The 14,558-nt window shown below is 70.6% G+C and carries 14 protein-coding genes; 7 read left to right on the top strand and 7 right to left on the bottom strand.

Features of this window, described 5'->3' with window-relative positions; genetic code table 11:
* Positions 1–20 precede the first annotated feature (20 nt).
* From ADK57_RS23785 to ADK57_RS23795, 3 genes are read right to left on the bottom strand one after another with little or no spacing between them, the layout of a single operon-like run.
* Positions 21–2,477: a DUF4132 domain-containing protein gene (locus ADK57_RS23785; RefSeq protein WP_053751560.1), complete on the bottom strand. Its 2,457-nt coding sequence runs from the start codon at positions 2,475–2,477 to the stop codon at positions 21–23.
* The gene (locus ADK57_RS23790) at positions 2,477–2,869 is read right to left on the bottom strand and encodes a hypothetical protein (protein WP_053751561.1); all 393 of its coding nucleotides are present in this window, start codon (positions 2,867–2,869) and stop codon (positions 2,477–2,479) included. The genes ADK57_RS23785 and ADK57_RS23790 overlap by 1 nt, the downstream gene beginning before the upstream one ends.
* Positions 2,870–2,915: 46 nt before the next feature.
* Positions 2,916–3,356, bottom strand: a complete 441-nt coding sequence (locus ADK57_RS23795) for a hypothetical protein (RefSeq protein ID WP_159050133.1) — start codon at positions 3,354–3,356, stop codon at positions 2,916–2,918.
* Positions 3,357–3,485: 129 nt separating this feature from the next.
* Here ADK57_RS23795 and ADK57_RS23800 point away from each other — a divergent pair, with 129 nt between their 5' ends.
* From ADK57_RS23800 to ADK57_RS23820, 5 genes are all read left to right on the top strand, one after another.
* On the top strand, positions 3,486–3,896 hold the full coding sequence (locus ADK57_RS23800) for a VOC family protein (RefSeq protein ID WP_053751563.1): 411 nt from the start codon (positions 3,486–3,488) through the stop codon (positions 3,894–3,896).
* 105 nt (positions 3,897–4,001) lie between these two features.
* The gene (locus ADK57_RS23805) at positions 4,002–4,397 is read left to right on the top strand and encodes a hypothetical protein (RefSeq protein WP_053751564.1); all 396 of its coding nucleotides are present in this window, start codon (positions 4,002–4,004) and stop codon (positions 4,395–4,397) included.
* A gap of 5 nt (positions 4,398–4,402) precedes the next feature.
* The gene (locus tag ADK57_RS23810) at positions 4,403–4,978 is read left to right on the top strand and encodes a DCC1-like thiol-disulfide oxidoreductase family protein (RefSeq protein ID WP_053751591.1); all 576 of its coding nucleotides are present in this window, start codon (positions 4,403–4,405) and stop codon (positions 4,976–4,978) included.
* Between the two features lie 11 nt (positions 4,979–4,989).
* Positions 4,990–5,733, top strand: a complete 744-nt coding sequence (locus tag ADK57_RS23815; RefSeq protein WP_053751565.1) for a TetR/AcrR family transcriptional regulator — start codon at positions 4,990–4,992, stop codon at positions 5,731–5,733.
* 91 nt (positions 5,734–5,824) lie between these two features.
* Positions 5,825–6,433 (top strand): Uma2 family endonuclease, encoded by a 609-nt coding sequence (locus ADK57_RS23820; protein WP_053751566.1) that lies wholly within the window; start codon positions 5,825–5,827, stop codon positions 6,431–6,433.
* Here the strand turns inward: ADK57_RS23820 and ADK57_RS23825 are convergent.
* Positions 6,426–8,834, bottom strand: coding sequence for an MMPL family transporter (locus ADK57_RS23825; RefSeq protein WP_053751567.1), 2,409 nt, complete (start codon positions 8,832–8,834; stop codon positions 6,426–6,428). The genes ADK57_RS23820 and ADK57_RS23825 overlap by 8 nt on opposite strands.
* Positions 8,835–8,998: 164 nt before the next feature.
* On the opposite strand from ADK57_RS23825, the gene ADK57_RS23830 reads away from it, so the two are divergent.
* Positions 8,999–9,688: a response regulator transcription factor gene (locus ADK57_RS23830; protein ID WP_053751592.1), complete on the top strand. Its 690-nt coding sequence runs from the start codon at positions 8,999–9,001 to the stop codon at positions 9,686–9,688.
* The gene (locus tag ADK57_RS23835) at positions 9,685–11,160 is read left to right on the top strand and encodes a sensor histidine kinase (RefSeq protein WP_053751568.1); all 1,476 of its coding nucleotides are present in this window, start codon (positions 9,685–9,687) and stop codon (positions 11,158–11,160) included. The genes ADK57_RS23830 and ADK57_RS23835 overlap by 4 nt, the downstream gene beginning before the upstream one ends.
* A gap of 76 nt (positions 11,161–11,236) precedes the next feature.
* On the opposite strand, the gene ADK57_RS23840 is transcribed toward ADK57_RS23835, so the two are convergent.
* From ADK57_RS23840 to ADK57_RS23850, 3 genes are all read right to left on the bottom strand, one after another.
* Entirely contained in the window at positions 11,237–12,790 is a 1,554-nt protein-coding gene (locus ADK57_RS23840) for an ABC transporter substrate-binding protein (RefSeq protein WP_053751569.1), read from the bottom strand.
* Positions 12,791–13,003: 213 nt separating this feature from the next.
* Positions 13,004–14,272 carry a metallophosphoesterase gene (locus tag ADK57_RS23845; protein WP_053751570.1) on the bottom strand — a complete coding sequence of 423 codons (1,269 nt, stop codon included), beginning with the start codon at positions 14,270–14,272 and terminating at the stop codon, positions 13,004–13,006.
* Positions 14,273–14,311: 39 nt separating this feature from the next.
* Positions 14,312–14,551: an SCO4848 family membrane protein gene (locus tag ADK57_RS23850; protein ID WP_053751571.1), complete on the bottom strand. Its 240-nt coding sequence runs from the start codon at positions 14,549–14,551 to the stop codon at positions 14,312–14,314.
* Positions 14,552–14,558: the final 7 nt, after the last annotated feature.

Raw genomic sequence — 14,558 nt, forward strand, 5'->3', positions numbered from 1 at the left:
CCTCACGGCCGGCCGGCCCTTCACAGTTGACTGCGGATCGTCGGGTCCGTGATCTTCGTGTCGTCCGCCAGCATCATCGCCTTGCTGAGGATCACCGCCAGCATCCGGTCCCCCTCGTACGGCAGGTAACCCGCCTGCGGAGCACTCCCGTTGGACTTCGGGACGATGCACAGGTAACGGTCGTCCGGGGTCATCAGGATGTTGCCCGAGCCGAGGTGGATCTTGTAGGTGTGGCGTTCGCCCTTCACGTGGAGGAAGCGGCCCTCCAGGGTGCAGCGGTCGGCTATCGCGAGGCGGGGAATCAGGCGGTCGAGGAGGAGGCGGCGGGTCTCCGCGCTCTGGTTGAGTTCGCCGAAGCCGTACGACGTCCAGTACTCGCGGAAGCGGCCGTCAGGGCCGCCGTCCTGCCAGGTGGGGTCGTTTCCGACGCTGGACACGCCGACGAAGAGGTCCACGTCGCGCAGGACTTCGGAGAGGACCAGGGGCGGGATCGAGTCCAGGGGCAGCGGGTCGACCGGGTCGGCGCCGTCGCGCAGCCACATGCGGTACTCGCCGCCGTAGCAGTGCGCGGAGTTCTCCGGCGCGTCGATCGGGTAGAAGCGGACCTGGTCGGTGCGCAGACGGAGGTAGCTGCCGGAGTCGGTGGTGTCGACGCCGTACTCCTCGCCGTGGCCCTCGATCCAGTACTCGGCGCGCAGGCCCCACTGCGGCAGCTCGCGGGTGGCCGGCGGCGCCTCGTCGTCGACGCACAGGCGGAGCTTGTTGCGCCAGCCCCGGACCGCCGCCAGGGAGTGGAACTGGTGCTGGCGGAGGAAGTGGGCCGCGAAGCGGTTCGAGTAGGTGCCTGTCGTGCGCTCGGCGTCCGTGAGCAGGTACACCTCGCGGTGGGCCTGTTTGAACGGCTGGGTGAGCTCGTGGCGTTCCAGCCAGTCGCGCCAGGCGACGATCTCGGCGGGCTCGTGCCCGACGGGGTGCCAGAGCCGGACCTCGCGGCCCTCGCGGACGGGGTCGTCGGTGAGGGTGCGCAGCTCACCCTCGGCGTATCCGACCGTCGTGCCGTCGACCGTCCAGAGCAGGCGGCGGGCCAGGGTGCCGACCAGCGGGTGGTCGAGGCAGCGCTCGCGCCAGGCGTCGTACGGCCAGGTGCGGCGGGCCAGGAACTGGCGGTCCAGGCGCTCGGCCTGGGCCGAGAGCATCTTGTCGACGTCCTTGGCCGCGGCCTTGAGGTCCTTGAGCTCGTCGGCGTGGTCGCGCCGGACGGACGCGGGCGCGGTCCTGACCGGCTTGCCGGTGGCGTTGCGCCACATCAACAGGGCCTTGGTGCCGTGGACTTCGAGCAGGGCGGTCGCCTCTCCCAGCCGGTACTCCGCGCGGCCGACCTCGGTGAGGCCGTAGGTCGGTACGGCCAGTTCCTCGATCTCCTCGCGGCTGAGGCCCAGCGCGACGGCCCGAGCCTCCAGGGCCGAGTCGAGGAGCTTGGCGGTGTTCTTGTACGTCACCCGGGTGGCCAGGCGGGCGAGTTCGGCGAGGGCGGGTTCGCTGTCGATGCGGGCGAGCGCGATCACGCCGGCGTTGGCGACCTTGGGGTTGCGCGGGCCGAGGCCTGCGACCTTCTTCAGTGAGGTCTCGACGAGGGCGCCGAGGGCGCGGGGCGTGTCGGGGTGCGGAGGCAGGACGGAGAGCAGCCACGCCAGGCCGCGCAGGGCGGTGGCGTTGTAGGGGTCGTAGGCGTTGTTGAGGTTCGCCTCGTAGGCCCGGAGATCCAGCGGGAGGGTGCGCGGGCGGCCCACGAGCGCCAGCCAAGGCAGCACGGTCTCGCGGACGCGGTCGGGGCCGAGGGCGTCGACGAGGACGGCGGCCCGCTTGTCCCACCTGGCCGTGGGTTTGGACGCGGTGGCGGTGGCCGCATGGGCGAGAAGCGCCTGCCAGTCGGCATCGGCGGTGTCCCGCATGGCCTGCTCGGCCCATGCCTCCCCGACATTGAGGACGGGCTCGGTCAGCTTCTTCGCCAGTGAGACCAGTTCGTCCAAGCAGTATCTGTCCTGGGCCGAACGGCGGACGACGGCCACGACGGCCGGGGACAGCGCACGGCCCGCGGCCGACTCCGCCTCGGCGAGGATGTGGAAGAGGGTCGCGGACCAGATCGAGTACTGCCGGCCCAGGTCGTCGAGGGCCTTGCGACGCTCGGCCGCCAGGGGATCGTCCTCCAGGCCGTCGGCGGCGAGGGCGTACAACGTCAGGGCGTTGCACCGGTTCTCCGTCTCGCCACCGACCAACGGGAAGCGCTCGGCCACCGCGTGCACCAGCTCGCGGCGCCGCTCGGCGGGCAGCTCCCGCAGTTCGCGGAGCACCTCCTCCCAGCCTCCGGTCCAGTAGCCCTGGCTGTCGACCAGCGCCTTCAGCGCCTCGTCGGCGACCCGGTCCATGTCTGAGGCGGCGATGTGCTTGCGCAGCAGTCGCGCTCGAGGACTGTGCATCAGCCACCCACCAGCGGCACGAGCTTCAGGAACGTGACCTCGGTGCCGAGCGCCGGCTCGATCTCCTCGTCCGGGTCCGTGACCTGGCGGTCCCCCACCAGCACGAGGAAGCCGTTGCCCGCGAAGGCCTTCAGCGCCAGCTCGGTCTGGGTCTGCGGATCTATCCGCCGCGGCGTCCGCAGCGCGTACCCGTTCAGCACCCGCTCGGTGTCCTCGGGCTGCACCAGTCCCTGGAACACCCCCGGCGTACGCGCGTTGTACTCGGCGACCTCCTGGAACACCCGGCGCCGGATCAACTCCCGCACGGTGAGCCGCTCCTCGGCGATCTCCAGCCCCCAGCCGTCGCTGCGGCTCCCGCTTGTCGTCTCGTCGACGAACGTCACGATTCCCATGCCGCCGACAGTACGAGGCACCACTGACAACGGCCCCGAGCCGACCTCATCTCCCGGCCGGCCTGCTCCACTCCCGCGCGTCCGCCCGGCGCATCAGCTCCACCGCGGCCTTGGCGTCGCCGGTCACCAGGGGATGCACGAGCTCGACGTAACGGAGCTGGCCGGTCAGGGACTTCTTCATCTGCCGGAGGCTGCGGGCGCCGAACGAGACACCGCCGGGTTTCTCGACGGCGCCCGCGGCGACGGCCAGCTTCTCGACGCTCACCTTGCAGAGGGTGGATTCCGTCTCGCGGCACGCGTGGATCTCGATGTAGCCGTCCCACAGTCCCAGGACGACCTCGTACTTCACGCCGGAGCCGCTGTAGGTCGCGACGGCGAGGGGCAGGTCCGACTCCCGCTCGCCCGGCCCCTGGAGCCCCAGCCTCTCCGCGACGTCTGCACAGGTCGCACGCACCTCTGCGAAGAAGACCTCAACCCCTGGAACCATCCACGCCCCCTGTGCCGCAGCTGTGACGACGCTTCAGCGTAGCGGCGGAACGGGCCGCTCCTCGGCCCAATGAGTGACCCCGCGGTCAGCCCGCCCGGTAAGCCGTGCCCCCGCACCTAATCTGATGGCATGTCAGATGACGAGTCGTACGAACTGCTCGGTTTCGACAACCTCCTCCTGCCCGTCGGAGACCTCGCCGAGGCGGTCGGGTTCTACGAGCGCGCCGGTTTCACGGTGGGGTTCCGGTTCGACGAGGGCGGGATCGCGTTGCTCAAGGTCGGGGGCGAGACACCCGGAATCCTGCTCAGGGAGGAGGAGGGGTTCGGGCATCGACCGCCTCCCTGGCCCGCTCCGCGCGTGTGGCTGGAGGTGCCGGACGCGCGCCGCGCCGCGAGAGAACTGGCCGCCGCCGGCATCGCCCCGCTCGACGAGCCCTTCTCCGTGGCCACCGGCTGGACCGTCGAGGTCGCCGACCCCTGGGGGAACGTCATCGGGTTCACGGATTACGGCAAGCGGCCGGAGCTCGCACGGAGGGCGTGACGCAGATCCCATGCCCCCTGCCCCGAAAGCGAGTTGAACACGTTCAAATACGGGACTAGAGTCTCTCCCGTCAGCGTTTTGAACGCGTTCAAGAAGGGGTGGGGCATGGACCGCACCGTCATCGCCTACGTCATCTACCTGCTGGTCAGCATCGGGCTGACCGTCTGGGTGGCCCGCACGCTCAGCCGCAACGGGCGCATCTTCCTCGCCGACGTGCTGCGCGGGAACGAGAGCCTCGCCGACGCCGTCAACCACCTCCTGGTGGTCGGCTTCTACCTCGTCAACCTGGGTTTCGTCGCGCTCTACCTGAGCGGCGACGAGACCATCGAGGACACCCGCGGGATCTTCGAGGCCCTGTCGACCAAGCTGGGCGTGGTGCTGCTGGTGCTCGGCGTCATGCACCTGGGCAACGTGTACGTGCTCAACCGGATCCGGCGGCGGAGCGTCATGGAGCAGGAGCAGGTGCCGCCCGTCGCGCCGCAGGACTGGGTGCGGGCGTGAGCACCGTGACATCCGCCGCGGGCCGGGACACCGAGCGTGTCCCGGTCCGCCGGCTCACCCTCCTGTACGACGCCGAGTGCTCCCTGTGCACCTTCCTGCGCGACTGGCTCGTACGACAGCCGCAGCTGGTGCCGCTGGAGCTGGTTCCCGCCGGGTCGGAGGAGGCCCGGCGGCGGTTTCCCGGGCTCGACCACCGGGCCACGCTCGACGAGGTCACCGTCGTCGGCGACGCGGGGCAGGTCTACCGCGACGCCGCCGCCTGGATCGTCACCCTGTGGGCCCTGCGCGCGCACCGGCCGCTCGCGCACCGCCTGAGCACGCCGTCCGGGGCGAGGCTCGCCAAGGGCGCGGTGCTCGCCGCGGCCAAGTGGCGCGGGGCGCACTGGGACGGGCAGCGGGCGGTCGGGGCGCAGTGGGGAGGGCAGCAGGCCGTCGGGGGTCAGTGGGGCGGTCAGGCAGTGGACGGGGGCCGGTGGGGCGGGCAGGTGTACCGCCGCGCGGACGGGTGGGCGTACGACCCCGCCCAGGGATGGACGTACAGCCCACCGGCCTGCGACGGCGGCACCTGCGCCACTCGTTAGGCTCTCGTTCCGTGCCTGCGAACAACGACGGCCCCGAAGAGGGCGGTAACCCGAGCAAGTCCGAGCAGACCCGCGCGCTCATCCTGGAGACGGCGATGCGGCTGTTCCAGGAGCGCGGCTACGACAAGACGACCATGCGGGCCATCGCCAAGGAGGCCGGGGTCTCCGTGGGCAACGCGTACTACTACTTCGAGGGCAAGGAGCACCTGATCCAGGGCTTCTACGACCGGATCGCCGCCGAACACCAGGTGGCGGTCCGGGAGGTCCTGGCCCGGGAGACCGACCTGGAGGCGCGGCTCGCCGGCGTCCTGAGGGTGTGGCTGGACATCGCGACCCCGTACCACGAGTTCGCGGTGCAGTTCTTCAAGAACGCCGCCGATCCGGACAGCCCGCTCAGCCCCTTCTCCCCCGAGTCGGAGCACGCGCGCGTGGAGGCCATCAGCGTCCACCGCCAGGTGCTCGCCGGGACGAAGACCAAGGTGCCGGAGGAACTGCGGGACATCCTGCCCGAGTTGATGTGGCTCTCCCAGATGGGGCTCGTCCTGTATTGGATCTTCGACCGCACGGAGGGCCGCGAGCGGAGTTATCGGCTGGCCGAGCGGGGGGCGCGGCTCACCGCGCGGGGCGTGTCACTGGCCCGGTTCCGGGTGCTGCGACCGCTGGTGCGGGAGGTGCACGAGCTGTTCACGGACTTCCTGCCGGGGATGACGAAGATGATGCCGGATCCGGGGGCGGGGAAGGGGCGGGCGGAGTGATCCACGATCGGGTGAGCGGGCTCGAACGGGACACCTGGTATCCGGCCTGCCTACGATGATTCTCTCGACACCAGCCCACAGGAGGCACGTGATGTCCGCAGCATCCGTCGAGCGGCCCCACGGCGACCGTCCGCTGATCGCGGAGGCGAACCGGATCATGGACCGCCTTCCGGGGTACCGCGTCGAGATCATCGGAGGCCTGATCATCGTGTCCCCGCCCCCCAACGGTGCTCATGCTCGCGCGCTGTCCAGGCTGAGGCGCCCCTTCGTTGCAGCGGGGCTGGATGGCGGTGAAACGGAAATCCTCGAGGGCCTTGGACTCTGGCTCCCTGCCGGCGCCGAAGACTTCGCGATCCCCGACCTCATTGTCGTGGACGCCGGTTTCGAGGACCACCTCGTCGAGAACAACTGCTACGACCCGATCGCCTTCCGTCTCGTCTTGGAGGTCACTTCCAGCAACTACCAGAACGATCTCCGCGGCAAGGTCACCGCATACGCCCAGGCGAAGATCCCCGTCTACGTCATCGTCGACCGCGAGCACCAGCGACTCCACGTCCTTACCGAACCCGCCGGGAACACGTACGCCAACCACCGTGTCCACGCCCCCGGCGAGATCGTCGCCCTGCCCGAGTCGATCGGAGCCAAGGTCAGCCTCGACGTGGACGAAATCCTCAAGGCCGGCCAGCTGAAGGCTAATTGACCGCGTCCACCTCCCCTTCTGCCAGCTCCACGTCACACACCAGCGGCCCGTCCCCGACCACCACGTGCCGCGCCCGCGACCCGTACGACGGAGCCGTCGTCGACAGCAGATACGTCCCCGGACCCGGCACCGACACGATGTACGAGCCGTCCGCGAGGGACGTCACCCGGTCCAGCTGACGTCCGCCCGCCGACAGCAGCGTCACCGCCGCCTCCGGGACCGGCTCGCCGTCCGCCGTACGGACGAAGCCGTGGACGACCGAGGCAGGGCCCTCCGCGGCAGGCGCCTGCGAAGAAGCCGCCTCCTCCTTCGGCTCCACCGCCAGATGCGGCAGCCGCTTCTCCAGCCAGGCCGGCAGCCACCAGTTGGCGCTGCCGAGCAGATGCATCGCGGCCGGCACCAGGGCCGTACGCAGGATGAACGCGTCCAGGGCGACCGCGGCCGCGAGACCCACGCCCGCCATCGCCGCCCCGTAGTCGCCGCTCAGCACGAACGCCATGAAGACGCACACCATGATCAGAGCCGCGGAATTGATGACGCGGCTGGTCTCCGCCAGCCCCACCCGCACCGCTCGCGCGTTGTCCTTCGTGTGCACCCACTCCTCGTGCATCCGGCTGACCAGGAACACCTGGTAGTCCATGGAGAGGCCGAAGAGCAGGGACAGCATGATGATCGGCAGGAAGGCCGCGATCGGGCCCTCCTGGCCGAGGCCCAGCAGGTCCAGCCCCCAGCCCCACTGGAAGATCGCGACCAGGACGCCGAAGGAGGCGGCCGCCGCGATCAGGTTCATCAGCGCGGCCGTCAGGGGGACCACGACGGAGCGGAAGGCGATCAGCAGCAGGACGAAGCCGAGGCCGATGATCGTCGCGATGAAGTACGGCAGCCGGTCGGCCGTCACCGACGCGAAGTCCTTCGACACGGCCGTCACACCGCCGACGTGGGCCTGGACGCCCGCCTCCGGGATCACCTCGTCGCGCAGCGTGTCGATTAGGCGGTCGGTCTCCTCTGCCTGCGGTGAGGTGGTGGGCACGACCTGGATGACCGTGACGCCGTTCGCGGGGGGCACCGAGACCGCTTGGGCCACACCGTCCGTCTCCCTGATCGTCGCGACCAGGCTGTCCCCCGAGTCGCCGTTCACGACCACCTGGAGCGGCCCGTTGAAGCCGGGGCCGAAGCCGTCGGCGAGGAGGTCGTACGCCTTCTTGGTCGTCGTCGACGCGTCGTCGTTGCCCTGGTCGACGGTGCCCAGGCGCAGGGACAGCAGGGGCAGGGCGAGGACGGCCATCAGGACGACGGCCAGGGCGGCGACCGAGCGTGGGCGGCGCTCGACGGTGGCCGACCAGCGGGCCGCGAGGCCGCTCGCGCGCTCCACCTCGGGGCCCTGGGCGGCCAGCCGGCGCCGCTGACGGCGGCTGAGCACGCGGTGGCCCAGGAGGCCGAGCAGCGCGGGCAGCAGGGTGACGGCCGCGAGCACACTCAGGACGACGGTGAGCGAGGTGCCGATGACCACGCCGTCCAGGAAGCGCAGGTTCGTCACCAGCATCCCGGCGAGTGCGATGCACACCGTGCCGCCCGCGAACAGCACCGCCCGCCCCGAGGTGTTGAGGGCGGAGACCGCCGCCTCCTCGGGGTCCAGGCCGCGTTGGATGCCGCGCCGGTGCCGGGTGACGATGAAGAGGGCGTAGTCGATGCCGACGCCGAGGCCGATCAACGTGGAGAGCAGGGAGGCCAGTTCGGGCACGTTGGTGACGTGGCTGATCAGCTGCGTGGAGAACAGGCCGGTGCCCACGCCGAACAGGGCCACCAGGATGGGCAGCAGCATCGCGAACACCGAGCCGAAGGCCCAGAACAGCACGACGGCCGCAGCGAGGACGCCGACGATCTCGGCGGTGCCGGTGGGCGGCTCCTGCACACGGGTGATGGCCTGGCCGCCCAGCTCGACCTGGAGGCCGTCGCCGCCCGCGTCCTGCGCGGTGTCGACGACGTTCTGGACCAGGTCCTTGGGTACGGCGTCCGCCTGCGCGGCGAAGGTCACCTGGGCGTAGGCGATCCGCCCGTCCTTGCTGATCTGGGCGGCTCCCTGCGCCCCGTACGGGTCGGTGACCTCGCCGACCCCCTTCATCGCGCCGATCTCCTTCAGCGCGGGCTCGATCCGGGACCGTACGCTCTCGTCCCGCACCGTTCCCTCCTCGACCTTCCACACCACCGTGTCGGTGTCGCCCGCGCGCTCCGGGAAGGCCTTCTCCATCAGGTCGTACGCCTGCTTGGAATCCGTGTCGGGCAGGGAGAAGACCTCCGCGTAGTTCGTGCCCGCGCTCGAACTCGCCGCGCCCAGGCCGAACAGCGCACCCACCCACAGCAGCAGGACCACCAGCCGGTGCCGGTAGCACCAGCGTGCCAATGTCGCCACGCTCAAAACCCCCTCGTCGTCCGGTTGGTCCCCCAGGTCCGGGCAACAGAATTGGCGGCGGCACGCATGCGTGGACATGCAACGGGCGTGACTCTCAAGGAACTCCAAAGCGGGAACCGGCCCGACTGTCAGTGCTCGCGCCGATACTGGGGAGCATGACGACGGCTGCAGGCACCGTGCTGGTCGTGGAGGACGAGGAGAGCATCGCGGACGTCCTCGCCATCGCGCTGCGCTACCACCGGTTCGAGGTGATGACGGCGGGCACCGTCCGCGAGGCGCTCACGCTCGTCGAGCGCACCAGGCCCGACGCCGCGCTGCTCGACGTCATGCTGCCGGACGGGGACGGGCGGGCCCTGGGGCGCCAACTGCGCGAGCGACGGCCCGACCTGGCGCTCGTCTTCCTCACCGCCCGCGACTCGCCCGCCGAGGTGGTCGGCGCGCTGGGCTTCGGCGACGACTACATCACCAAGCCGTTCAACATCGACGAGGTCGTCGCAAGGATCACGGCGGTACTGCGCCGCACCCGCCCGACCGACGTCCTGCCACAGCGGCCGCCACTGCGGTACGGCGACCTGGAGCTGGACGAGACCACGTACTCGGTGCACCGCGCGGGCCGCTCCGTCGAGCTCACCCCCACCGAGTACGCCCTGCTGCGCTTCCTGGTGCGCAACGGCGGCCGGATCGTGCCCAAGGAGCAACTCCTGCGCCATGTCTGGCAGTACGAGCACACCCCGCCCGAGTCGACCGTCGTCGAGACCTACATCAGCTATCTGCGGCGCAAGCTCGACGCTCTGGGACCACCGGTGATCACCACCCGGCGGGGTGTGGGATACGGGCTGGCATGAGGGTCCTCCCGCAGCCCCTCAAGCGCGTCCCGCGACCTGGATGCAAGCGCGGCATCCACTCGCTGCGCGGCAAGCTGACGCTGGCGAACGTGGCGCTGCTCGCCCTCGGCATCGTCGCGGCGACCGCCGTGAGCGTGATGGGCATGCGGTACTACCTGCTCGACCAGATCGACTCGGAGCTCACCAAGACCCGTGACTCACTCGGTGGTTCGCAGCTCACCCTGCGGGAGATCGACTCGCTGAGCATGCTGGGTTTCGTGCGCGACCGGCTCGTCCAGCAGTCGGAGGACCAGCCACGACCGGACTCGCTCTTCGCCGCCGTCGACAGCCGGGGCAAGCCCGTCGGCCTCCTCGGCTTCGAGCCGACCGAGGCCCAGCACGCCTTCGCCGAGGCGGTCGACGACCCGCGCACACTGATCGAGAACCCCGAACCGCACGACATCCACGTGCAGGGCGCCGCCTACCGTGCCTCGGCGACCCGGCTGTCCGACGGGACGTACATCCTGCTCGCCACCTCCACCGACGGCCTGCACAAGGGCGTCGCCAAGGCCATCAAGCTGGACCTCGCCATCGGTACCCTGCTGCTCGCGCTGCTGGCCTGTCTCACGATGTTCAGCGTCCGCCGCCGGATGCGGCCGCTGGAGGACATGGTGGAGACCTCGTCGGCGATCGCCGAGGGCGACCTGACCCGGCGTGTCCCCTCCAGCAGCGAGGCCACCCTGGAGGTCGAACAGCTCCGTGTCGCCCTCAACTCCATGCTCCACCAGGTGGAGTCGGCGTACCGCACGCGCGAGCGCAGCGCGGCCCAGCTGCGCCGCTTCGTCGGCGACGCCTCGCACGAGCTGCGCACCCCGCTGTCTGCGATACGCGGCTATCTCCAGCTGTACGACAAGGGCATGCTCACCGACCCGGGTGAACGCAGGCGGGCCTGGGACCGGATGAACGGCGAGGTCGACCGCATGGGCCGTCTCGTCGACGAGCTGCTCACCCTCGCCCGCCTCGACCAGCAGCCCGAACTCCGCTTCCGGAACGTCGACATCACCCGCCTCGTCCGGGATGCCGCCGAGGATCTGCGCGTGCAGCAGCCGCAGCGGCCCCTCACGGTCGACGCCGACGGCTCCCTGCTGGTGCACGCCGACGAGTCCGGGCTGCGCCAGGTGCTCGGCAACCTGGTGGGCAACGTGCGCACGCACACGCCCGCCGACGCGCCGGTGCGGCTCGGCGTGGAGCGCGCGGACGGGATCGTCCGGCTGTGTGTCGCGGACAAGGGGCCGGGGCTCGGCCCTCAGGACGCGGCGCGCGTCTTCGACCGCTTCTTCCGCTCCGGCGGGGGTGCGGGCAGCGGGCTCGGCATGGCGATCGTGCAGGGGGTGGTGCACGCCCACGGCGGTGAGGTGACGGTACGGACGGCGCCGGGCGAGGGGCTGGCGGTGACGGTCACGCTGCCGGCGGGGGCGGCCGTACGGTCGTAACCCCCTGTCCTGCTCCAGGCCGAAGGGCACCGCCGCGAGATCGCGTCGGATCCGCCGGGTCCGGCCTTCAGAGCCGTCAGATCCAGGTGAGACGCCAGAGGCGGAAGACTCCGGTGCCGTCCGAGAGGTACTGGCCGCCGCCGACGGCCTCGCTGCTGACGACGTACTCCTTGGCCTGCCACAGCGGGATGACCGGGACATCGCGGGCGACGGTCTGCTGGAGCTCGTGGAAGTCCTCGGCGGCCTCGGTGCGGTCGGCGTACTGCTGGCTCTCCTGAATCAGCCGGTCGACGGCCTTGCTGCTGTAGCCGGTGTTCATGGTGGCGTCGGTGCCGACGAGCGGGGATCCGAAGGTGTCCGGGTCGGGGTAGTCGGCCACCCAGCCGACGGCGTACGCGTCGAGTTTCCCCGACGTCCAGCGCTCCTGGAAGTCGGTCCACTCGTAGCCCTTGACGGTCACCTTGAACAGGCCGCCCGCCTCCAGCTGCCGCTTGAGTTCCGCGGCCTCCTCCGCGGCGGCACCGCGGCCCTTGGCGTAGCCGTAGGTGAAGCGGACCGGCAGGGTCACGCCGGCCTCGGTGAGCAGTTGCTTCGCCTTGTCCGTGTCCAGCTTGGGGTAGAGGTCGAAGAACGACGTCGTGTGGCCGGTGATGCCCGTAGGGATCAGCGAGTAGAGCGGGTCGACGGTCCCGTCGTACACCGTGGCGGCCAGTCTGTCGCGGTCGATCAGCCAGGCCATGGCCCGCCGGACCGCGGTGTCGTGCAGCGGCGAGCCGGAGCGGGTGTTGAGGTACAGGTTGCGGGTCTCGGAGCTGTCGGCCACGGACACACGCTGGTCGGGGTCGCTGGCGTTCAGCCCGGCGAGGACCTCGGGCGGCAGCTGCCGGGTGGCGACGTCGATCTGCTTCGCCTTCCAGGCGGCGTCGAGCTTGTCGGCGTCGCCGTAGTAGCGGAGTTCGACGGGCCGTCCGGTGTTCTTGAGGGCGCCCTTGTAGCGCTCGTAGGGCGCGAGGACGGCCTTCTTGTCCTTCGTATACGTCGTCAGGTCGTACGGTCCGGTGCCGTCGGCGCCGGTGCCGGTGCGCAGGCCGTCCGCCGGGTACTTGGTGCGGTCGACGATCGAGCCGGCTCCGGTGGCCACCTTGAACGGGAAGGTGGCGTCGGCCGAGGACAGCCGGAAGGTGACGGTGAGGCCCTTCGCGCCGACCGAGCGAAGGGTGCTCAGCAGGGACGCGGGACCGACCGCGGAGTTGATCTTCTTGACCCGGTCGAACGAGTACTTCACGTCCTCGGCGGTCATCTCGCGACCACTCGGGAAGGTGAGGCCCTCGCGCAGTTCGCAACGGTAGGTGCGCAGGCCGCTGCCGACGAACTCGCAGCTCTTGGCCGCGTCCGGCACGGGTCTGGCGCCGCCCGGCTCGAAGGTCAGCAGTGACTGGAAGACGTTGCTGAACAGGGCCCAGGAACCGGCGTCATAGGCGCCGGCCGGGTCGAGCGACGTGACGGCGTCGGTCGTACCGACCGTGATGGTCCTGTCGTCGTCCTGCGACGGCAGCAACTGCCAGGCGCCCACTCCGACGGCCGCCAGCACCAGCAGCATCGCGAGTATCCGCGTGCGAACCGACCGCATCGGTTTGCCTCCCCAGGCCCCTTGGGCCGCAGCGCATACGCCACTCCCTAGCGGCGCGGATCACCCAACCACAGGTGTTTCAGCAGGGGGAAGAGGGATTTGGGGAGTTGGGAAAGACATTGCCGCAAGGGGTTTCTGCCATGTTTCACAGGTCCCTCACAGCATGCCCGGCGGGCCACCGCGGCCGGGCGTACGGGTGGTACCGGCAGGCGATCAGGCCTGCTTCGAGGCCAGTTCGATCACCGTGATGTCCGATTCGGCCCCTACCCGGGTCGGCGGGCCCCAGGCGCCCGCGCCCCGGCTGACGTAGAGCTGCGTGTCGCCGTAGCGCTCCAGGCCGGCGAGGGTCGGGTTCGCGGCCGAGGCGATGAAGTTGCCCGGCCAGAGCTGGCCGCCGTGGGTGTGGCCCGAGAGCTGGAGGTCCACGCCGTGCTCGACGGCGTCGTGGATCTGGACCGGCTGGTGGGCGAGCAGCACGCACGCGCGTGCCGTGTCGCGGTCGCCGAGCGCCTTGGCGAAGTCGGGGCCCTGGCCCTCGCTCTGGCCCGCCACGTCGTTGACGCCGGCGAGGTCGAAGTGGGCCAGTTCGGTACGGGCGTTCTCCAGCGGGCGCAGGCCGAGCCGTCGTACCTCCTCGACCCACTGCTCGGCACCGGAGAAGTACTCGTGGTTGCCGGTGACGAAGAACGCCCCGTGGCGCGCCCGCAGTTGGGCCAGGGGCGCCGCGGCCGGGCCCAGGTCCTTCACGCTGCCGTCGACCAGGTCGCCCACGACGGCGATCAGGTCGGGCTGGGTGCCGTTGATCGTGTCGACGACCTTCTGGGCGAAACCGCGGCCGAGCACCGGACTCAGGTGGATGTCACTGACCACCGCGATCCGGTAACCGTGCGCCGCGCGCGGGAGCTTGGCCAGCGGGACGGTGACCCTCTTGACCCTGGGGCCGCGCAGGACGCCGTACGTGCCGTACCCGACGGTTCCGAGGGCGGCCGCGGCGGCGGTGCCCGCGACGACTCGGGAGACGAAGAGGCGGCGGGAGGGGAGGGATGCCGGGATGGCCGCGGGCTCGGGGTCCGGCTCCGGTTCGGGATCGGGCTCCGGCAGGGGTCCCGTGCCCGCCGGGACCGGCTCCGGCTCCGGCTCGGGCTGCCGTACGGCCCTCTCGGCCCCCGCCCGCCGTTCCAGGAACCGTCGTAGCAGCGGTCGTACGACCTCACCCGCCACCACGGCCAGCAGCAGGTAGATCGACAGAGCCATCCACAGGAAGCCCGGCCAGGCCAGGACGCGCTGGAGCCAGAAGGGCGCGCCGGCGCGTTCGGCGACGACGGCCCCGATCGTGAGCACCCAACCGCCCGCGATCAGTACCGCACCCGCGCGCCGCACCGGGCCGGACGCCCGGGTGGTGTCGCGGAACAGGCGTCTCCACAGGTACCAGTTGGCCGTCACCAGGACGGCCAGGACGAGCAGTGCGAAGAGTATGACCACGGTCTCGTGTCCCCCGTTGTGGGCTGTCAGGCCTGTCGGTTATGACGTGCGGCGCAATGCGCGCACGCCGCGCAACCCGATGCCCCCGACGACCGTCCCCAATACGAAGGAGACGACGGCGAGCACCAGGTGCACCCAGAAGTACGCCGTCGGGTGACCGTCGTCGAACGCGAGCCCGCTGCTGTCCTTGACCAGGTTTTTGACGAAAGTGACCCAGATGACCCAGCTCCACACCCCGAAGGCGAGCAGGAACCAGGAGACGGGGCGGCTGAGCTTCATACGCCCA

The organism is Streptomyces sp. MMG1533 (assembly GCF_001279775.1).
Taxonomy (GTDB): Bacteria; Actinomycetota; Actinomycetes; order Streptomycetales; family Streptomycetaceae; genus Streptomyces.